This is a genomic window from Puia sp. P3, assembly GCF_050632245.1.
Lineage (GTDB): Bacteria > Bacteroidota > Bacteroidia > Chitinophagales > Chitinophagaceae > Puia.
In genome coordinates, this window is sequence record NZ_CP192583.1 from 1,869,401 (window position 1) to 1,888,753 (window position 19,353).

The 19,353-nt window shown below is 54.6% G+C and carries 18 protein-coding genes and 5 pseudogenes; 14 read left to right on the plus strand and 9 right to left on the minus strand.

Translation table 11 applies throughout. The annotated features are described in order from the left end of the window. Positions 1-148: 148 nt before the first annotated feature. Positions 149-484: a hypothetical protein gene (locus ACQ86N_RS11340; RefSeq protein ID WP_431215250.1), complete on the plus strand. Its 336-nt coding sequence runs from the start codon at positions 149-151 to the stop codon at positions 482-484. A 4-nt stretch (positions 485-488) separates the two neighbouring features. On the opposite strand, the gene rnhA is transcribed toward ACQ86N_RS11340, so the two are convergent. Next, positions 489-959, minus strand: coding sequence for a ribonuclease HI (gene rnhA / locus ACQ86N_RS11345; RefSeq protein ID WP_431217363.1), 471 nt, complete (start codon positions 957-959; stop codon positions 489-491). A 143-nt stretch (positions 960-1,102) separates the two neighbouring features. Then, positions 1,103-2,629, minus strand: a pseudogene (locus ACQ86N_RS11350) (acyl-CoA carboxylase subunit beta). A gap of 87 nt (positions 2,630-2,716) precedes the next feature. On the opposite strand from ACQ86N_RS11350, the gene ACQ86N_RS11355 reads away from it, so the two are divergent. Further along, the gene (locus ACQ86N_RS11355) at positions 2,717-3,799 is read left to right on the plus strand and encodes a DUF3810 domain-containing protein (RefSeq protein WP_431215251.1); all 1,083 of its coding nucleotides are present in this window, start codon (positions 2,717-2,719) and stop codon (positions 3,797-3,799) included. Here the strand turns inward: ACQ86N_RS11355 and dcd are convergent. Continuing rightward, a pseudogene (gene dcd, locus ACQ86N_RS11360) lies at positions 3,796-4,333 on the minus strand (dCTP deaminase). The gene ACQ86N_RS11355 and the pseudogene dcd overlap by 4 nt on opposite strands. 44 nt (positions 4,334-4,377) lie before the next feature. Between dcd and ACQ86N_RS11365 the strand changes: the two are divergent. Together ACQ86N_RS11365 and ACQ86N_RS11370 are read left to right on the plus strand one after the other, a co-directional pair. Continuing rightward, positions 4,378-4,893: a 4'-phosphopantetheinyl transferase family protein gene (locus ACQ86N_RS11365; protein ID WP_431218070.1), complete on the plus strand. Its 516-nt coding sequence runs from the start codon at positions 4,378-4,380 to the stop codon at positions 4,891-4,893. Beyond that, positions 4,811-5,044, plus strand: coding sequence for a 4'-phosphopantetheinyl transferase family protein (locus tag ACQ86N_RS11370; RefSeq protein ID WP_431215252.1), 234 nt, complete (start codon positions 4,811-4,813; stop codon positions 5,042-5,044). The genes ACQ86N_RS11365 and ACQ86N_RS11370 overlap by 83 nt, the downstream gene beginning before the upstream one ends. Positions 5,045-5,089: 45 nt before the next feature. On the opposite strand, the gene ACQ86N_RS11375 is transcribed toward ACQ86N_RS11370, so the two are convergent. After that, positions 5,090-6,415, minus strand: a complete 1,326-nt coding sequence (locus ACQ86N_RS11375; RefSeq protein WP_431215253.1) for a DUF2130 domain-containing protein — start codon at positions 6,413-6,415, stop codon at positions 5,090-5,092. A gap of 288 nt (positions 6,416-6,703) precedes the next feature. On the opposite strand from ACQ86N_RS11375, the pseudogene ACQ86N_RS11380 reads away from it, so the two are divergent. From ACQ86N_RS11380 to ACQ86N_RS11410, 7 genes and pseudogenes are all read left to right on the plus strand, one after another. Further along, positions 6,704-6,967: pseudogene (locus tag ACQ86N_RS11380) on the plus strand (carboxypeptidase-like regulatory domain-containing protein); the annotation flags it as partial. Positions 6,968-7,227: 260 nt separating this feature from the next. Further along, positions 7,228-7,383, plus strand: a complete 156-nt coding sequence (locus ACQ86N_RS11385) for a hypothetical protein (RefSeq protein ID WP_431217364.1) — start codon at positions 7,228-7,230, stop codon at positions 7,381-7,383. Further along, positions 7,332-9,026, plus strand: a complete 1,695-nt coding sequence (locus ACQ86N_RS11390; protein WP_431215254.1) for a TonB-dependent receptor plug domain-containing protein — start codon at positions 7,332-7,334, stop codon at positions 9,024-9,026. The genes ACQ86N_RS11385 and ACQ86N_RS11390 overlap by 52 nt, the downstream gene beginning before the upstream one ends. A gap of 74 nt (positions 9,027-9,100) precedes the next feature. Continuing rightward, positions 9,101-9,418 (plus strand): DUF4249 family protein, encoded by a 318-nt coding sequence (locus ACQ86N_RS11395; protein WP_431215255.1) that lies wholly within the window; start codon positions 9,101-9,103, stop codon positions 9,416-9,418. Continuing rightward, the gene (locus tag ACQ86N_RS11400) at positions 9,396-9,839 is read left to right on the plus strand and encodes a DUF4249 family protein (RefSeq protein WP_431215256.1); all 444 of its coding nucleotides are present in this window, start codon (positions 9,396-9,398) and stop codon (positions 9,837-9,839) included. Before ACQ86N_RS11395 ends, ACQ86N_RS11400 begins: the two co-directional genes overlap by 23 nt. A gap of 235 nt (positions 9,840-10,074) precedes the next feature. Continuing rightward, a complete protein-coding gene (locus ACQ86N_RS11405; RefSeq protein WP_431215257.1) occupies positions 10,075-10,758 on the plus strand; it encodes a carboxypeptidase regulatory-like domain-containing protein in 684 nt (227 codons plus the stop codon). A gap of 329 nt (positions 10,759-11,087) precedes the next feature. Then, a pseudogene (locus tag ACQ86N_RS11410) lies at positions 11,088-12,490 on the plus strand (outer membrane beta-barrel family protein). 22 nt (positions 12,491-12,512) lie between these two features. On the opposite strand, the gene ACQ86N_RS11415 reads toward ACQ86N_RS11410, so the two are convergent. Next, on the minus strand, positions 12,513-13,376 hold the full coding sequence (locus tag ACQ86N_RS11415; RefSeq protein WP_431215258.1) for an AraC family transcriptional regulator: 864 nt from the start codon (positions 13,374-13,376) through the stop codon (positions 12,513-12,515). Between the two features lie 81 nt (positions 13,377-13,457). Between ACQ86N_RS11415 and ACQ86N_RS11420 the strand changes: the two genes are divergently transcribed. Continuing rightward, a complete protein-coding gene (locus ACQ86N_RS11420; protein ID WP_431215259.1) occupies positions 13,458-14,270 on the plus strand; it encodes a M48 family metallopeptidase in 813 nt (270 codons plus the stop codon). Between the two features lie 3 nt (positions 14,271-14,273). On the opposite strand, the gene ACQ86N_RS11425 is transcribed toward ACQ86N_RS11420, so the two are convergent. The 4 genes and pseudogenes from ACQ86N_RS11425 to ACQ86N_RS11440 form a co-directional block, all read right to left on the minus strand. Continuing rightward, positions 14,274-15,260: a cupin domain-containing protein gene (locus ACQ86N_RS11425; RefSeq protein ID WP_431215260.1), complete on the minus strand. Its 987-nt coding sequence runs from the start codon at positions 15,258-15,260 to the stop codon at positions 14,274-14,276. Between the two features lie 206 nt (positions 15,261-15,466). Then, positions 15,467-15,604 (minus strand): annotated as a pseudogene (locus ACQ86N_RS11430) (alpha/beta hydrolase-fold protein); the annotation flags it as partial. 153 nt (positions 15,605-15,757) lie between these two features. After that, positions 15,758-15,955, minus strand: coding sequence for a hypothetical protein (locus tag ACQ86N_RS11435; protein WP_431215261.1), 198 nt, complete (start codon positions 15,953-15,955; stop codon positions 15,758-15,760). 77 nt (positions 15,956-16,032) lie between these two features. Further along, positions 16,033-17,340, minus strand: a complete 1,308-nt coding sequence (locus tag ACQ86N_RS11440; RefSeq protein WP_431215262.1) for a Gfo/Idh/MocA family protein — start codon at positions 17,338-17,340, stop codon at positions 16,033-16,035. Positions 17,341-17,681: 341 nt separating this feature from the next. On the opposite strand from ACQ86N_RS11440, the gene ACQ86N_RS11445 reads away from it, so the two are divergent. Continuing rightward, complete coding sequence (locus ACQ86N_RS11445) at positions 17,682-18,446, plus strand: hypothetical protein (protein WP_431215263.1); 765 nt, start codon at positions 17,682-17,684, stop codon at positions 18,444-18,446. A 107-nt stretch (positions 18,447-18,553) separates the two neighbouring features. Then, a complete protein-coding gene (locus ACQ86N_RS11450; protein ID WP_431215264.1) occupies positions 18,554-19,339 on the plus strand; it encodes an ABC transporter ATP-binding protein in 786 nt (261 codons plus the stop codon). Positions 19,340-19,353 lie beyond the last annotated feature (14 nt).

Genomic DNA, 19,353 nt, shown 5'->3' on the forward strand with positions numbered 1-19,353 from the left:
TACTTCTTTAATCTGTTGAATCTTCATCCGGGGAAGCGATCTTCCAGGATGCGGGTCTGCCGCATGCTTATCTGGAAGGCCAGAATGTCGAGATCATGGCCAACTCGGACAATGTTCTTCGCGGGGCCTGACGCCGAAGCACGTGGATGTGCCCGAGCTGTTGAAGCATGTCCGGTTCGAAGAGACGCAGCCGAGGATCATTACGGAAAGGACGACACCGGGGCATATTACAGTTTACAAAACGCCGGCGCCGGATTTCGAGTTGAGTAAGATCAGCCTGTTGCAGGGTGAGTCACTGACGATAAAGGCGCATTCTGTGGAGATCTTTATTGTGCTGGAAGGGAATGTCGGGGTTATTGAAGAAGGCGGGACGCCTTTTGGGAGGAAGAAAGGAGACGCGTTTCTGGCGTTCGATTCGGCGAAGTTTGAATTGAAGGCGCAGCAGGACGCTGTGATCTATAAGGCGGCGGTGCCGGTTGGGTAGGCAGTTACCTACCCATCTCTTTTTCGAAGAAAATATCCACGTCGAGGTTGCGGCCGTCGGCGGCGGCGGTGGCGAGTTCGTCGCAGCGGTTGTTGTAGGGATTGTCGGCGTGGCCTTTTACCCAGACGAAGCGAATGTTGCTCTTTTTGGCCAGTTCGTAATAGCGCATCCAGAGGTCTTTGTTCTTCTTGCCGCCCTTGAAGTTGGTGGCGACCCAGTTGTTGAGCCAGCCCTGTTCGACGGCTTTGACGACGTACTGGCTGTCGGAGTATACGGTGATTTTGAGGCCGTCCTTTTTCAGCGCCTCGAGGCCGGCAATAACGGCCATGAGTTCCATACGGTTATTGGTAGTGTGGCGGTATCCGTGGGAGAGTTCCTTGCGGTGGCTGCCCCAGAAAAGAATGGTGCCGTAGCCGCCTGGTCCGGGGTTGCCGCGGGCGGCGCCGTCTGTATACATCGTGAGTTCGTTGCTCATAGTTGGTTTGGTAGTGTTGTGAACCGTTGGGTTCACACCTGAAAGTACTCCTGTTTTAAATTCTTCGATCTTTGGATTTTGCGATGCTGCGTGGAGGCCCTCCGTAATGACCCTTCGGGTGTCTGCGGGGTCGATGATCGCGTCTACCCATAGACGTGCCGCGGCATAGTAGGGAGAGGTCTGGCGCTCATAGCGGCCCTTGATCTCGTCCAGTAGTCTTTTTCTTCGGCCGGGTCGATGTTCTCTCCCCTGGCTTTCAGGGCGCTCACCTGGATCTGCAGCAGGGTTTTGGCGGCCTGTTCGCCGCCCATGACGGCTATACGCGCCGTGGGCCAGGCGTATATGAAACGGGGATCGTAGGCCTTGCCGCACATGGCATAGTTGCCCGCGCCGTATGAATTGCCGATGATGATCGTGATCTTGGGAACGACCGAATTGGCGACGGCATTGACCATTTTGGCGCCATCCTTGATGATGCCGGCGTGTTCGCTGCGTGAACCAACCATAAAGCCGGTGACGTCCTGGAGGAAGACAAGGGGGATCTTCTTCTGGTTGCAGTTGAGGATGAAGCGGGCCGCCTTGTCCGCGCTGTCATTGTAGATGACGCCGCCCATCTGCATCTCTCCCTTTTTGCTTTTTACGACCTTGCGCTGGTTGGCGACGATGCCTACGGCCCAGCCCCCGATACGCGCATAGCCGCAGAGGATAGTCTTGCCATAGTCTTCCTTGTACTGCTCGAAACTGCCTCCATCCACGATATGTCCGATGATATCGGTCATGTCATAGGGTTTGGTGGGGTCTGCGGGCAGGATGCCGTACAACTCCTCTGCGGGTTGGGCCGGCGCTACGGGAGCGACGCGGTCAAATGGAGAAGGCCCGGATGCGCCCAGTTTGCTGACGATCTTCTTTATCTGGTCGAGGCATTCCTGCTCGGTGGCGAATCTGTAGTCGGCGATGCCGGAAAGCTCGGTATGGGTGACGGCGCCGCCGAGTGTTTCGGCGTCGATGTCTTCGCCGATGGCGGCTTTTACCAGATAGGGGCCTGCCAGAAATATGGAGCCGTTGCCTTCCACCATCAGCGTCTCGTCGCTCATGATCGGCAGATACGCGCCGCCTGCGACGCACGGGCCCATGACAGCGGCTATCTGAGTAATGCCCATTGCGCTCATGCGGGCGTTATTGCGGAAGATGCGGCCGAAATGTTCTTTGTCGGGGAAGATCTCGTCCTGCATAGGAAGGAATACTCCGGCGCTGTCCACCCAGGTAGACGACGGGCAGGCGGTTTTCCATCGCTATCTCCTGGAGACGAAGGTTCTTTTTCCTGTGATGGGAAACCAGGCTCCTGCTTTTACGGTCTGGTCGTTGGCGACGATCACACACTGGCGGCCGCTGACATACCCGAGCCCGCCCACGGTCCCTCCCGCGGGACAGCCACCCTGTTCTTCATACATCTCATAGCCGGCGAAAGCGCCCAGCTCGATAAAGGAAGAGCCTTCGTCGATGAGATACGAGATGCGTTCCCTCGGGGTCAGCTTGTTCTTTTCCCGTTGCTTTTCGATCGATTTTTTACCTCCTCCCAGCGCGATCTTGTCGAACCTGGTCCGCAGCTGGCTGAGGGCTTGTCGCATTGCGTCCTCGTTCTTGTTAAAATCCAGAGTGTTGGAATTCATAGCAGGCAATTTTTAAGCATTACTCCATCCGAATGTGGCTGCAATTTAACATGGATGCTGTAATTATTTCGAGTAAATTTAACGGCAATGGGGACAAGACGAAAGATACTATGGATCTGCCTGACAGTACTGGCGGTGATCATAAGAGTACTTTCCGGCAGGCCGGAAGCAGTCGAGAAATATTATTCCACCGGTCTTTACCCGATGTTGTCCGGTACACAGCGAGCATTGTTTGGCTGGTTGCCTCTGAGTGTGGGGGATGTCATCTACGCAGCCCTGTCGATCGCGCTCATCTTTGGACTGGTCAGGTTCATCAGGCGATTGGTCAAAAATGAAATGACGAGAGACGGGATGCTGGGCTCTTTGCGGAGACTGGTCTTTTTTTGTCTGCTGGTTTATGTACTGTTCAACGGGCTCTGGGGGCTCAACTATGACCGAAAGGGGATTGCGTCGCAGTTGCAGCTGAATGTCAAACCCTACACGACACCGGAGCTGGCCGAACTGGTGCAGCGGATCATCGTCCGGCTGAATGGGCTCGACAGCCTGGCCCACCTGCGCCGCGGCGAGTTATCGGCTTCGCGGGCGGTTTATACCGGGGCGATCGGCGCATACGCGGCGCTCGCCGACAGTGATTCCCGGTTCGGGTATCCTCATCCATCGGTCAAGACTTCCCTTTTTAGCTATATCGGTGCTTATATCGGCTTTAGCGGCTATTACAACCCGTTCACCGGTGAGGCGCAGGTCAATACGGTAACGCCGGCGTTCACCCAGCCGTATACTACCTGTCATGAGATGGGGCATCAGCTGGGATATGCAAAGGAGAACGAGGCAAATTTTGCGGGTTATCTTTCTGCCCGCTCATCCGCCGATCCTGTCTACAGGTATTCGGCTTATTTCGAGCTGTATCAGTATGCCGCAGGGGAGCTATATCGTCGCGATTCCAGCCTGGTAGCGGGTTTTCGGAAACAGCTGCGTCCGGGTATCCGTCAGGATTTCCGGGAATTGAAGGAGTACAACCGGAAATATGCCAACCCCCTGGAGGCGCATATCTGGTGGATTTACGGAGGATATTTGCGCGCCAACCGCCAGCCGCAGGGGATCGTGACGTACTCCGATGTTACGGCATGGCTGATCGCCTACGCGAAAAAAAATGGATGGGAAACCATTTAAAACTTATTCTTCCACATCATACTCTCGATCGGCCTGTTGGGCTGGCCGTTGTATTTGGCGTTCGATTTCTGGTTGTATTTTACCTCGATGGGGCCTTCCACAGGGAAATAGATCAGCTGTCCGACGGGCATGCCTTTGTAGATCTTTACCGGCTGCTTGACCGATATTTCAAGGGTCCAGTTGCCGCAAAAGCCGACGTCGCCCTTGCCGGCCGTAGCATGTATGTCGATGCCGAGCCTTCCCGTAGAAGACTTGCCTTCCAGAAAAGGAACGTGGGCGTGGGTCTCTGTATATTCATGGGTTACGCCGAGGTAGAAGACGTGGGGGTATAGTACAAAAACCATCTTCAGGAATCTCAAAATATTCGATCTCGTTGTGTTTTTTGGCGTCGAGGATATGTTCCCGGTAAGTAGCCAGCCATTTTCCCAGATGCACGTCATAGGAGTTGCTCCCCAGGCAGCCCCTGTCATAGGGTTCGATCTTGATCGTGCCCTTTTCTATTTCCTCCAGGATTCGAGTATCGGATAGGATCATTGTTGAAATTGGTTAAGTTTGTGAATTGCGAATATATTACAGAAATGCCTCTATTTTATCAACATAATATCAACCAGGATACCCGGCTTGCGATCTGGCATATAGAAGAGCCGGAGTCCTTTTTTCTGCAGAAGGTGCCCCTGAAAAAAGATGTCTCGCATCCATTCAAGCGCCGGCAGCATCTGGCGGGTCGGTATCTGCTGTCCTGGCTTTTTCCGGAATTTCCTGTGGAGGAGATAATGATCGCCGACACCCGTCAGCCGTTCTTAGCCAGCCAGCGATTCCATTTTTCCATCTCCCATTGTGGTAACTATGCGGCTGCCGTCGTAAGTCTGAGCAGCAGGGTCGGAGTGGATATCGAGCAGATATCGCCGCGTATCGAGCGGGTAGGGCATAAATTCCTCGATGACGAAGAAGCGCATTTCTTCAACGATGACTACGCCCGATTTTTAGAGCAAGTGGGGATTGCGGGGGCGGGTGTTTCAGGAGTTTCTTACGCTGATTTGGTCTGCCAAGGAAGCCATTTTCAAATGGTATGGAAAGGGGGAACTGGATTTTAAGAAGCATATGAAGCTGGAGGGGAGTATCAACCTGGATGGGGACTGGATCGGGCTGCCATTTGTCTTTGACAAGGAGAGACCGGTCCATCTCGGGGTTGCCGGGAGGATCTTTGAAGAGCAATCGCTCACGCTGGCGTGGGTATTGACGTGAACGCGGATGATCGGGGGCCTCTGGGGGTGAGCGGGGAGCCCCGGGCTAGTCGTTCAGCAGGTCGTCGCCGTCTTCGAGGAGGTCGACGTCGATGGCGTCCTTGCCGGCGATGCCTTCGATGGAGCCGCGGACGTGGGCTGCGTTGAGCAGGACTTTTTCCAGCTGTTTTTCGCGGGCTTTCCAGAGCCGTTCCATGGTGTCCCGTTCTTTTTGGATCGACTGTTTCATGGAGAGGAAGCCTTCCCGGATGGCTTTCCACTGTTCGCCGAACTCCGAACTGGTGAGGTAGTCGTACAGCAACTGCATCTTGTCGCCTTTATTCTCCTGGGACTTTGCGGCGTTGAAGGTTTTGACGATGCCGTCGCGCAGGACGCAGGCGAGGGCTTTTACTTCGGTAAAGGAGCAGATCCAGACGCCATTTTTTTCTCCGAACATATTCATGTCCTTTGGCATTGCCTGAGTGACGATGACTGCGGCTACGGCGCCCTGGCCGCGCATGTCGGCTTTCAGCTTGTCGATCCAGTCCTGGGAAAAGGTTTGGGTCCGCTTGCTTTCATAGATGATCCGGCCGCATTCCTGGCCGAAATTATTGCGTACGGTCTGGATGCAGTCGGCGCCTTTTACGCCTTTGCCGACCTCGCTGATCTCGTCGAAGGGGAAGGCGCTTCGCAATAGCTCTTCCAGGGCTAGCTCCTGGACCTCTCCCTGTAGCTGCATGGAGCCTTGTTCGGCTTTGCGGCGCATTTCTTCGATACGGCGTTCCATTTCCACGGCCAGCTGTTTTTGGTCTTCGATCTGTTTTTCCAGCTCTTTATGGCGGAGCTGGTGTTCGGTCTCGCGGGCCGCTATCTTTTGTTCTTCCAGCTCGCGGATCTCCCTGGAAAGTTTTATTCTCTCTTCCTGCAGGAGGCGCTGGACGTTGAGCTCGATCTCAGCCTCCTTATTGGCCAGTTCCTGCTGCTTTTTCAGAAATTCCAGCTCCCGCAGGCGGCCGGCCTTTAGTTTTTCTTCGTTGTCCCTGTTGGCGTCTTCGAGGAGGCGCAGCTTTTGTTCGAAGTCGCCCGTGATGGACTTGCGAAGGGATTGTTCGACCAAGGCCTGGACCTGGCGTTTCTCCTCCTCGAGGCGGCGCAGGAAGCCGGCTTCCTGGTTCTGGATGGCCTGCTGCGCTTCGGTCTGCTGGCGCTGGGACAGCTGGAGCAGCTCTTTTTCCCGGCGGGAAAATTCGTCCTGTTTTTTCAGGAATTCTTTTTCCTTGTTATTTATAAAAGACTGCATCTGTTCACGCAGCCCTTTTTTATATTCTTCCGTTACGGCTTCTTCCATAGGGAAGGAGTGGCCGCAGCTAGGACATTTGATCTCGGTTGCCATAACGGCAAATTTATCTTTTTTTGGGGTAACGGGGAGATGGACTTTTGGGTGGCCGGGGGCAGCTTTGGTGGAGTGGCCAAAGGGGGGCTTTGCATTTGGACGCTAAAAATGCCTGCTTTATATAATCATTTGACCGTTTGCTATAATTAACGCACGCCGTATGGTCCGTGATGATATTTTCGCGGCACATGAGGCCCTGGAGGGTCTCGTCCAAAGGACAATCATTAGCGCTTTGCCGGAGATGCGCTAATTTTTGGAAAAGCGTATCTCCGGCACATTTCTCTTTCCATGAATAAACTACTTGTTTTAGTCCTCATCCTTTTATCCGCACTATCTTCTTTTGCTCAGCGAAAAATTACTATTTCGGGTATCGTCAAATCCCGTTCGAAGGGGGAAACACTTATCGGCGCCACCGTCAGGGCAGACGGATCGGGAGGGAGTGCTACCAACGAATATGGATTTTATTCCATAAGCTTACCTGCAGGTAGCCACGAGCTGGAGTTCAGCGCCGTCGGCCTGCTCACAAAAAGCCTGACGGTTAGCCTTACCCGGGACACGAGTGTTAACATTTTCCTAAACGATGACAATAAGTCCCTCGACGAGGTGACGGTGACGGCCTCTTCGAAGAGACGCAGCCTCAGCAGCCCGCAGATGGGACTGGATCACGTCAGCACCAGCGAAATAAAAAATATCCCGGTGCTATTGGGGGAAAGGGACCCGATCAAGGTGATCACCCTGCTGCCCGGCATCAAGTCGGCGGGGAAGGGAATACCGGCTTTAATGTCCGCGGAGGCGCCGCCGACCAAAATCTTATCCTGCTGGATGAGGCGCCCGTCTACAATGCGTCCCACCTGCTGGGTTTCTTCTCCACCTTCAATTCGGACGCCATCAAGGACATCAACGTATACAAGGGGGAATGCCCGCCCAGTACGGGGGGCGTTTGTCGTCCGTACTCGATATCAAGATGAATGACGGGAATAACCAGGACTACAATGTCAGCGGCGGCGTGGGGTTGATCTCGGCCAAGCTGAACGTCGAAGGACCGATCCAAAAAGACCGTTCGTCCTTTCTGTTCTCTGCCAGAAGGACCTATGCCGATATGTTCCTGAAGCTGTCCAAAGATTCGACGATCAATAGCAATACCCTGTATTTTTATGACCTCAACGCCAAGCTCAACTATATACTGGGTGATAAGGACCGGCTTTATCTGTCGGGTTATTTCGGCCAGGACCGACTCGGGGTGGGCAAGCTTTTCGGTCTGGACTGGGGCAACGGGACAGGCACCCTGCGCTGGAACCATATTTTCAGCAACAAGCTATTCTCCAATACCTCTTTGATCTTCAGCAATTACAACTATAAGATCCATATCAACAGCGGGGGATACGACCTGAATATCTTCTCCCAGATCAGGGACTGGAATATAAAGGAAGAGCTGCAGTGGTATGCGGGAAGCAGGAATACTCTTCGCATGGGCGTCAACGCCATTTATCACGAGATCAGACCCGGCGAGGTGACCCCGAACTCCGCCAATTCGGGTATCAACGAGAGCATTTTGCAAAGAAGGCATTCGCTGGAGAATGCGGTCTATGTCAGCAATACCTGGAAGGCGACGGACAATCTGAATATTACCTATGGCGGACGTCTGACCGGATTTTCGATCCTCGGTAAGGGTGACTTCTACGATATCGATCCCGTCAGCGGCAAAGTGACGGACACCCTGCACTACAGCGACGGCCAGGTGGTCAGGACCTACCTGAATTTCGAGCCGCGGCTGGCCGCGGCGCTGCAATTAAATGCGACAACATCCATTAAGGCTTCGTATGTAAGGAATGTACAGAATCTGCACCTGCTCGCCAATTCCACGTCATCGAGTCCAACGGACAAATGGGTGGCCAGCACCAATATCATCAAGCCGGAGATCTCCGACCAGGTGTCGCTGGGCTATTACAAGAACCTGCCCGGGAATGTCTACGAACTGACGGTGGAGACCTACTATAAGACGATGCAGCATCAGGTGGACTACCGCGACGGCGCCAATGTTTTCAGCAATACCAATGCCATCGAGTCCGAGCTATTGTTCGGCAAGGGACGGGCTTATGGCATCGAATGGCTGCTGAGAAAAAGGGTGGGCAGGCTGACGGGTTGGGTAAGCTATACGCTGTCGAAGACGGAAAAGCTGATCGACGGTATCAACAATAACCGATGGTACAATGCCACCCAGGACAGGACGCATGATGTCGCCATCGTGGCGATGTACAAGTTGAACAAGAAATGGTCGCTGTCCGCCAACTGGGTCTATACTACGGGCAATGCCGTCACCTTTCCGGCGGGCAAGTATCGCAGCGGCGATCAGATACTGTTCTACTATACGGAGCGCAATGGCTATCGTTTGCCGGCCTATCACCGGCTGGACCTCGGCGCTACCTGTCAGCTGAAGCAGAAGAAGCGGTTCTCCTCTGAACTGGCATTTAGCGTTTATAATGCATATGCGCGGCAGAACGCCTATACGATCGAGTTCCAGCAGGATCCGGACGATGCGCAGAAGACGCAGGCTGTGCGGACGGCGTTGTTCGGGCTCATTCCTTCCATTTCCTATAACTTTAAATTTTAACCTATGTTACTGTTCAGAATAAAAACCTTTTTGTTGTCGTCGCGGTCCTGATCTTCGCCGGCTCGTGCCGAAAAGTGATCACGCTGGACCTTCACAGTGCACCTCCCAGGCTCGTGGTAGAGGCCGATGTTACGAACCAGGCGGGAGGCTGCCGGGTCCAGCTGAGCCGGACTATCGACTTCCAGAAGGACAACGACTTCCCTCCCGTCAGCGGGGCATCGGTCACCATTGCCGACAATGCGGGAAATGTTTCCGTTCTGCAGGAGGTATCGCCCGGCACCTATACTTCGGCCCTGCTTGGTATGACCGGCGTTAGCTACCAGCTCGAAGATAATCTCCGGTACGGACACGGTCACAGGAACTTCCACAATGCCTGTGGCCATCCCTTTTGACAGCCTGTTCGTCACCAATGACCAGATATTCGGCAACACCTGGGAACTGGCCAACGTGACCTATACCGATCCGTCAGACCCCGGTCACTATTACCAGTTCGTCCAGTGGATAAACGGCGTGAAGGTGACGCAGATCTATACGGCCGACAACGAGCTGACGGCGGGACGTCCGCAGGATATCAAGCTCTATCTCGATCCCAATACGAAGGATAAGAACAAGATCAAGAAAGGTGACGATATAACGGTAGAGATGCAGTGTTTGGATGAGGGAGCGCATCAGTACTGGTTCAGCGCGCAGCAGAGTGCGTCCGGCAACAGTCAGAATGCCGTACCGGCGAATCCGGTGAGCAATCTGCAGGGCAACGCCCTGGGCTATTTCAGCGCGCATACCTCCCAGACCCGGAGCATCGTCGCGCCGTAAGAAGATACTTGAGAGGTATTACCGCCGGTCCCATAGATTTGGGGCCGGCTTTCTTTTTGTGTAGATTTAATAAATATTTATGGCAGTTTCTGTTGCCGTCCCTGAGGCCCGGGAGGGGCCTCGTCCAAAAATATCCCACCCGTCCGACTACCTTGGTCACATCTCTGAGATTCCTCTTGTGTTTTTGCTTGCCCTGATTGCCGGAAGTCTTTTTTGGTAACCTAAAACGCCAATTATGTATCGCCGTCTAATTGCTTTTGGGGTCAGTCTGCTCCTGCTGTGCCGGTATGGGCATAGCCAGGCCCTGATCTCGGGACTGGTACTCGACAGGGCGAATAAGCCTTTGACGGGTGTCAATGTTTTGCTTCTCCGCTCTGCTGATTCTTCGCTGCAGAAGGGGATGGTCACCGATGAAAAGGGCGCATATACGTTCGTAAAGGTGCGGGCGGGCAGCTATCTTATTTCCTTTTCTGCAACGGGTTATGACAAGGTATATAGCCCCATGCTGTCTTTTTCGGGTGAAGAGAGAAAAGATATGGGAGTGCTGCAGTTGTCAGAGGCCCGAAAGGAGATGGCCGAGGTGACGGTCACGGCGAAAAAGCCGCTGTTCGAGCAAAAGATCGACCGGATGATCGTCAATGTGGAGGGGAATATCACGGCGGCCGGGAGTACGATACTGGATGTGCTGGAGCGGTCGCCGGGTGTGGTCGTAGACCGCCAGAATAATTCCATCTCCATGGCGGGTAAGAGTGGGGTCGTGGTTATGATCAACGGCAAGATCAACCGTATGCCCATCGATGCCGTTCTGCAAATGCTTGCGGGGATGAGCGCGGGGAACATAGAAAAATTAGAACTCATCACAACGCCGCCTGCCAATCTGGATGCAGAGGGAATGCGGGGTATATCAATATCGTACTGAAGGTGAGTGACCAGTATGGTACCAATGGGTCTTTTTCGCTGACGGCGGGTTATGGCAACCGGGACATGCCGCAGGCCAGCATCAATTTCAATCACCGGCAGGGGAAGGTCAATATCTATGGCGACTATAGTTTTTCCCGCGTTCATGCGGAGCAGGACTGGCTTTTTTATCATAGGGTCAGCAATAAAGGAGAGGTTACGGAAAATGAAACCCTTACCTATCGGAATACTGTACAGCGAAATCACAATGGGCGTCTTGGGATGGACTATCAGGTGGACAGGAAGACCGTCGTGGGTGTCCTCCTTTCGGGGTACAACAATAAATGGACGATGGATGCTAACAACGTCGGGTCCACTATAGTCAACGGGCGGAAGGATTCGGCACTGCAGGTCGACAATACCGAGAAAAATCAGTGGACCAACTATGGGGTAAATTTCAACGTCCAGCATAGCTTTTCCGAAAAGGAGAAGATCGCCTACAACTTCGACTATCTCCACTACAGGGACGATAATCCGGTCAGTTATATCAGCAATTATTTTGATGGTGAGCAGAAATTCCTGTATGCGCTGCAGACCAGGAGCTCTAAGGTCACGCCCCTCCGTTTTTGGATCAACGCCGTGGATTATTCGAGGCAGCTTGGAAAGATCGTCAATCTGGAGGTGGGTCTTAAAAGCACTATTTCCAATTTTAATAATGACGTTCGCATCGACCGGCTGGCAGGTAATGACTGGGTGCAGGACCGGGGGCTGTCGGCAAAATATCAGCTGAAGGAGGACATTGAAGCCGCGTATGCGTCTTTTGATATAAATGCCGACGCCCGAACGGAGATAAAGGCCGGACTGAGGTATGAATATACCAACTCGAACCTGGGTTCCGATTCACTGAAGAATATCGTGGACCGGCACTATGGGAATCTTTTCCCAAGCGTTTATGTCACGCGAAAATTCGGGGACGATCATAGTCTTGGCCTGGCATATAGCCGTCGGATCACGCGTCCTACTTTCAGAGACCTGGCGCCTTTCCTCATCTTTGTGGATCCCACTACTTTTTTTCCGGCAACCCGGCGCTGCAGCCTTCCCTGGCGGATGCGATGAAATTGGATTATGGGTATAAGAAATATATTCTCTCTCTTTCCTATACATATCAGAAAGCTCCGATCGCAAATTTCAGCCCGAAGATCGACTCGGTGAGCAATGTCGAGACCCTGCGCTCGGAGAATCTGGAGAATGACAAGACCGTTGCGGTGGTGCTGACCCTGCCATTCGATGTCAGGCCGTGGTGGACCATTACGTTCAATCTTACCGGTGTGTGGGAGCAGACCAACGCGATCTATAATGGAAGCCCTGTAAAGGTCGATAATAAGAATGTCAACGCGAACATGACCCAGACCTTCAGGCTGCCAAAGAACCTTTCTTTCGAGCTGTCGGGATTCTATCAATCCCGCACGATCTTCGGCATCTATGAGGCTAAGGGTTTTGGTTCCCTCGACATCGGGGTTCAGAAAAAAGTGGGGAAGAGCAGCTGGAGGTTGAACTACAGCAATATTCTCAATACTATGGTCTTCTGGCCGTCTATCGATCGTCCTGACCTGAATCTGGTGGTGCGGGATGAACTGAGGTTTGTGTTTCCGGCGGTTCGGTTGACGTATTCGCGGACCTTTGGGAATGATAAGCTGCGGTCGAGCCGGCAGCGGTCTACGGGGGCGGAGGATGAGAAGGGGAGGGTTGACTGAGGGGACCCAGGATTCACGCGGGTCAATTGAGGCCGTGTTCTCTCTGGTAGGTCTGGGGGCTTTTTCCGGTGAGGAGTTTGAAGTGTTTGTGGAAGCAGGTGAAATTGTTGAAGCCGCTTTCGTAGCAGAGTTGTTTGATGCTGATCCTGTTGTCGAGCAGGAGCTTGCAGGCGTGGCCGATGCGGATCTCGGTGACGAACTGGGTGTAGGTCTTGCCGGTGCGGGATTTGAAATAACGGCAAAAGGAATTGGGGACCAGACCCGCTACCGAGGCCACCTGATGAAGATAAATGGGGCGGGTGAAATGCCGGAAGGTATAGTCATAGATGGCGTTGATGCGATCGTTCTCAGACTCGGCAAAATCATGGCGGAAGCCGATGGAGGAGAGCAGTTGCAGGTGGCCGGAGCCGGCAAAGGCCGAAAGGCATTCTATGAGGGCAATGATACGGCTCACGCCATCCGCCGTACGTATTTTCTCTACGAGGTCCGATATTTGCTTTTCTTCTTTCGAGCTGACAAGTATGCCGCGTTTAGCCTTTTCGAGCAAACTGCGGATCTGTTTGGTCTCCGGAAGGTGGAGGAAGGCCTCTCCCCAAAAGTTTTCCGAAAAATGGATGACGGTGGAACGGACGGCCTGCCCGGAGTCAAAATGCACGTCGTCGTAGCGCCAGTAGTGGGGCAGGTTCGACCCGACGAGGATGATATCACCGGGCTGAAACCGTTTGATATGATCGCCCACGAACTGGGTACCGCTGCCTTCGTGGAAGAAGATCAGTTCCACTTCGGCGTGATAGTGCCAGCGGTTATTGATGAATGGGTCCCTGTCTTCTCTGACGCTGAAGGACTGCGCAGGGAGTTTTGGGACTTTTAGTAATTTTGCCTTCATGGTCCGGTCCAAAGGTACTCATAATTAGCCGAAGACCGGTCGAACGCTGATCAGACGCTTAGTTAACCTAAAAAACACATTGTGAACAAATTCGTTACGGCCGTTTTTCTTGCGGCATCCTTTTTCTCCGCCAGTTCGTGCTCACGCAATCCCATTACCGGACGCAGTCAGTTGTCCCTGGTCTCCGAGCAGCAGGTTCAGACTATGGCGCTCACCGAGTACAAGAGTTTCCTTACTTCGAACAAGGTGGCTCCGGCCAGCAGTTCAGACGCAGAGATGGTCAAACGGGTCGGAAACCGAATTGCGGGAGCTATCCAGAAGTATTATACCGATCACGGGAACCCCGACGCACTGAAGGGATATACCTGGGAGTTCAACCTTGTAGAGAGCAAAGAGGTCAATGCCTGGTGTATGCCAGGCGGGAAAGTGGTAGTCTATACCGGTTTGCTGCCTGTCACCCAAAATGAGACGGCGCTGGCGATCGTGCTCGGCCACGAGATCACGCACGCGGTTGCGGGGCACGGGCGCGAGAAGATGAGCAATCAGATGCTGGCACAGGGTATACAGATCGTGGGAGACGTCGCGCTTGGCAACAATCCTGCGACGGTAAACATCTTCAATCAGGTATATGCTCCAACCTCGCAGGTGGCTGTGCTGCTGCCTTATTCGCGGAAATTCGAATACGAGGCGGATCACTATGGATTGATCTTTGCGGCCATGGCCGGATACGATCCGCGTGAAGCCATTCCCTTCTGGCAGCGGATGGCCAATCTCGGCGGGCAGAAGCCTCCGGTGCTGCTGAGCGATCACCCGGCGGATGCCGACAGAATACAAAAGCTGCAGGAGCTGATGCCTGAGGCGCTCACGTATTACAAGGGAGCAGGAGGGAAGTAGGCGTCACTGCTGCCACTGCAGGGCAAAATATTCACAGCGTCCGTTGGTCCTGTTTTCGACGGCGTGGGGCGTGCCGGAGGTCAGAAAGATGATGTCTCCGGCTTTTGCCTTTTTATATGAGCCTTCGATGTACTCCTCCACCTTGCCCGACCGCATCAGAATGATCTCTTCGTTGCGATGTATATGCGGCGGATGGCTGACCTGTCCCTTGTTCAGCGTGGTGGCGTGCATGTCGATCCTTCTGAGCCAGGCCGCAGGCTGGTCGAAGATCTGGCGGCTTTCTCCTTTGTCCGTGGTTTTCATTTTCAATTCCGTCCAGTCGAGGACGGTCGGGGGACCCGCTTTCTCCGCCCGGTCTTGGTCGGGGGCTGCCCATGACCTGAAATGAAAGGCGTAGTATCCGGCGGTTTTTGCATCCGCGTTGGTCAGTGCGATGGCGTCTCCGGCGGAGAAGAGGGCGACGCCGCCCGGGCCAATGGTTTTTGTATCGTTGACTTTGAGTCTGCCGTTTCTGACGATGATGAGGACGTCGTCGCCGTCGGATTCCGCGGTGTCGGACTGGCCTTTTTTCAGTGTGAACTGGCGGACGTCCAGCCGGGCCAGATCACGGGTCGATCCGATGAGGCGGGCTCCCGTCTGAGCTACAAGCGTGTCCTGTCTTTTTAGTGTCAGCCGGCCGCCGTAGAATTCCGTGTTCAGTTGACCGTCTTTTTCGAAATGAAAGCGACCCAGCATGCCGCGCAGGTAAAAGTCCTGGTCGGAAGCAGGGTAGAGCGGCCAATGGTTTCTACCGAGAACGGCGGTCAGGCTTTGCCGTTCGGTAATAATATTGATCGAGTCCTTCCCGTCGGTGTAGAGGCCCGTGTAGTTGGAGAGGTCGGAGGACGGAAGGGTGTGCGGCGGCGGTGTGAATGTGAACTGGAGGCCCCTTGTGTATCCTTCCGCTTTTCCACCGGAGTGCCCCATGCCTTCGAGTACTCTGGACTCCATGCGCAAGCCCGGGTGGTGAGTGGGACTGAAGCCGGTCGACAAACTGCCGATAGCCGGCTGCACCGGGTTCGAGGCCGCCTTCCGCCATAAACAGCCGGACGGAGTCTGCAGGGGGCGTGTAATTCTTTTCGAAGCTACTGATCACGTCGCGGTCCCAGCCGATGGCGGGGCTGGTCAGGATATAGCGATTGAAAAGGGCTGTTTCGTTAAATAGCGTATACAGGGTGAAAAAGACCTCCGAGTGAACTGCCGATCAGTGCCCGGTCGGTTTGGGAAGCGCCGTATTTCTTCTCCACCGCGGGCATGAGCTCCTGTTTGATGAAGGCCGAGGAATTTGGCCGCGTGTCCCCACCGGGCCGAACCGTCGGGGCTGGAAGGAGTAAAGTCCCTCGCCCTCAGCTGGTCGTAGTCCGGCATGCTGCCGCCCCAGGTGATGCCGACTGTTATAGCGGAGGGGACGAATCCGTCATAGTACTGCTGGCCGTAGAGTGCGGAAACTAGCGGGAAATCCCACTTTGGCCGTCGAGGACATAGATGACAGGATAGGTTTTGTCGCGCGAATAGCCGCCGGGAAGGTTGATCCAGGCGATATAATCCTCTCCGGCGAGGGCGGAGTGGATCACGAGAGAGTCTGTCGGCGCTGCTGCCGTGGATAGATAGATTCCCAGAAAGAGGACGATAAGGCGAAATCGCATGATTGATGAATTAGGCTTTTACAATATAGGGCGCCCGCTGTGGCCGCGACAGCATGGCGTTAGCTTCCGGGTCGTTCTTAAATTTTTCTGCTGCCGGGTCCCAATATAGTTTTTCGTTTTAGTTTCATCGTGATGTGGTGGAGCAGGCAGGTACTGCAGGCCCGGTGTGCGATCTCCGCATTGGTGATAGGCGCTTTCCGGGTCGCGATGGATTCCAGCCAGTTGCCGTGGTGGTCGTCGCTTTTATAGAGGTGGATCTCGTTGGGTCCGATCTCCGAGCGGATGATGGCCGGGTCGCTGGCTTCCAGCGGCTTTACTCCGCTGGCGTCGGGCACCGGATCGCTGGCCGTTGCACGGTAGTCGCCGCGGGTAACGAAGATCCATCCCTTTGTCCCTTCAAATTTAACCCCGTTTGGCAGTTCGTTGCTGACGATCATCTTTACGCCGTTGGCATACAGCGCCTCCGTGCGGAAGATGCCGTGTACGTCCCAGAGACCGTGCGTGGGAAAATCGGCGTGTCCCCAAATTTCTATGGGACCGGTATATTCCGTGTTCATGCCCCAGTGCGCGGAGTCGATATGGTGCGCTCCCCACCCGGTGATCATACCTGCGCCGAACTGTTCGCAGCGCAGCCATCCCGGGCGGTCGAAGCCTGTCTGCGGATGGACGCGTTTTTCGGTATAGTAGACTTTTGGCGTGGAACCGAGCCAGGCGTCGTAGTTGAGGTTGGCTGGAACCGGCATCTCCTTCTCTTCATCACCGGAAGGGTCGCCGGGGAGACCGACGTAGACCGTAGTCAGGTCGCCGATGCGTCCGTTGCGCACCAGCTCGGCCGCATAACGGAACTGGGGGGACGAACGCTGCTGGCTGCCGATCTGGAAGATGCGTCCTGACTTTTTTACGGCCTCGGCCATGGTGCGGCCTTCCGATATGGTCAGCGAAGCAGGCTTCTGCAGATAGACGTCCTTGCCTGCCTGTACGGCGTGAATACACGCGAGGGCGTGCCAGTGGTCGGGGGTGCTGATGATTACCGCGTCAATGTCCTTATTGAGGAGCAGTTCCCGGTGGTCGCTATAGCCTTTTACTCCGTCCCAGGTCTTGCCCGTCTTCCTGGAATAGTATTCGTTGACCAGCTGTTTGCCGGCTTCCACGCGGTGCGTGTCGAGGTCACAAACGGCGATGACCTGGGCCTGTTCGTATTTCCATACGCCGGGCAGGTCATGGCCGCGGGAGATGCGTCCCGTCCCGATGGTGCCGATATTGATGCGGTTGCTGGGGGCGTATTTGCCGAAGACGCTGGCCGGGACGATGGCCGGAAACAGTGCTGTTGCAAGTCCTGCTTTTGCGGAGGAGCCGATGAACTGGCGGCGGGATAGCTTTTTCATATGATCGTGCTTAATTAATGACAGAAATTTTGGCGGGTTGGGTGAAGGAGAACCCGATTCCACCTGACTAAATGTACCGATATTTTTGAAAAATGTAACCGATTACATCGACTTCTTATATTTTTAGTGGAACCCTATACCTTTATAATTTGTTAAGTGAAAATATGGCGAGATCAAAGACTCCTGCGGCGGCTGAGCCCCTGACCTGGAAACAACGGCTCAACGCGCTGCGCAATCTGCCGCGCTTTTTTCGGCTTGTATGGCAGACAAGCCCGGGTATAATGCTGGCTAATATATTGTTACGCATTACGCGATCGGCAATACCTGTAATTATCCTTTATGTGGGCAAACTGATCATCGACGAGGTGATCCTGCTGGCTAAAACCGGCGGGAAGGGGGACCTCCATTATATCTGGGAGCTGGTGGCCCTTGAATTCGGCCTTGCGCTGATCTCGGATGGCCTGGCAAGGGCGGTGAGCCTTATGGACAGTCTGTTAGGTGATAAATTCTCCAATTTTACTTCGGTCCGGATCATGGCGCATGCCTCAAGGCTCGATCTGGACCAGTTCGAGGACTCTAGTTTTTATGACAAGCTGGAAAGGGCCAGGCAGCAGACCAACGGGCGGACGGTCCTTTTGTCCCAGGTGCTTGGGCAGGTACAGGACCTGATCAGCATGGGATTTTTGGCCGCCGGCCTGATGGCATTCAATCCATGGCTGATCCTTTTGCTGCTGGTGGCGGTGGTACCGGCTTTTTTGGGTGAGTCCTATTTCAACGACCGCAGCTATGCGCTGACCCGGTCGCAGACGACCGAAAGAAGGGAACTGGACTATCTCCGTTTTTTAGGCGCGAGTGACGAGACAGCCAAGGAGGTCAAGCTGTTCGGCCTTTCCGGATTTCTGATCGACCGGTTCAGTCTGCTCGCGGACAAGTTCTACCGGGACGGTCGGAAGCTGTCGATAAAGCGGTCGGCCTGGGGTACTTTTTTGCTCTGCTCGGCAGCGCGGGGTATTATTCTGCCTATGTCGTCATCATTTTCCGGGCCATTCACGGGAGTCTGTCCATCGGAGACCTGGCCTTTCTGGCGGGTTCGTTCAGACAGCTGAGGAGTCTGCTGGAGGGGATCCTCACCCGGTTCACCAGTGTCTCGCAGGGGGCGATCTATCTGCAGGACCTTTTCGAGTTCTTCGAGATCGAGCCGCGGATAAAGCCGGTGGCCCATCCGTTGCCTTTTCCACGGCCGGTCAGGGAGGGGTTTATATTCGAGAACGTCGGATTCAGGTATCTGCACTCTGAGCGCTGGGCGAACCGGCACCTGAATTTCACGCTGAAGGCGGGCGAGCGGCTGGCGCTGGTCGGAGAGAACGGGGCGGGCAAGACTACGCTGATCAAGCTGCTCACGCGGCTATACGATCCTACGGAAGGGCGGATACTTCTGGACGGGGTGGACCTGCGGGAATACGATCCGGATGATCTGCGCCGGAACATCGGCGTTATCTTCCAGGACTATCTGCGCTATCAGATGACCCTGGCCCAGAACATTGCCGTGGGGAATATCGGGCATAAGGAGGACCGGGCGCTGATCGAGACGGCGGCGCAGCAGAGTCTCGCGGATACCGTAGTGGAAAAGCTGCCGGGGCGCTATGACCAAAAGCTGGGGCGCTGGTTTGGGCAGGGAGTGGAGCTCTCGGGGGGCGAGTGGCAGAAGATAGCGCTTGCCAGGGCGTATATGCGTGATGCGCAGCTGCTGATACTGGACGAGCCCACGGCTGCGCTGGACGCGAGGGCCGAGTATGAGGTCTTTCAGCGGTTCTCCGAGCTGACGCATGGGCGGACTGCGGTGCTGATCTCGCATCGGTTCTCTACGGTGCGGATGGCCGACCGGATACTGGTGCTGGACAAGGGCCAAATGCTCGAGATCGGAAGTCACGAAGAGTTGCTGGCGCGCAACGGGCGGTATGCGGAGCTGTTTCATTTGCAGGCGAGGGGATACCGATAGACGAATAGCCCTTA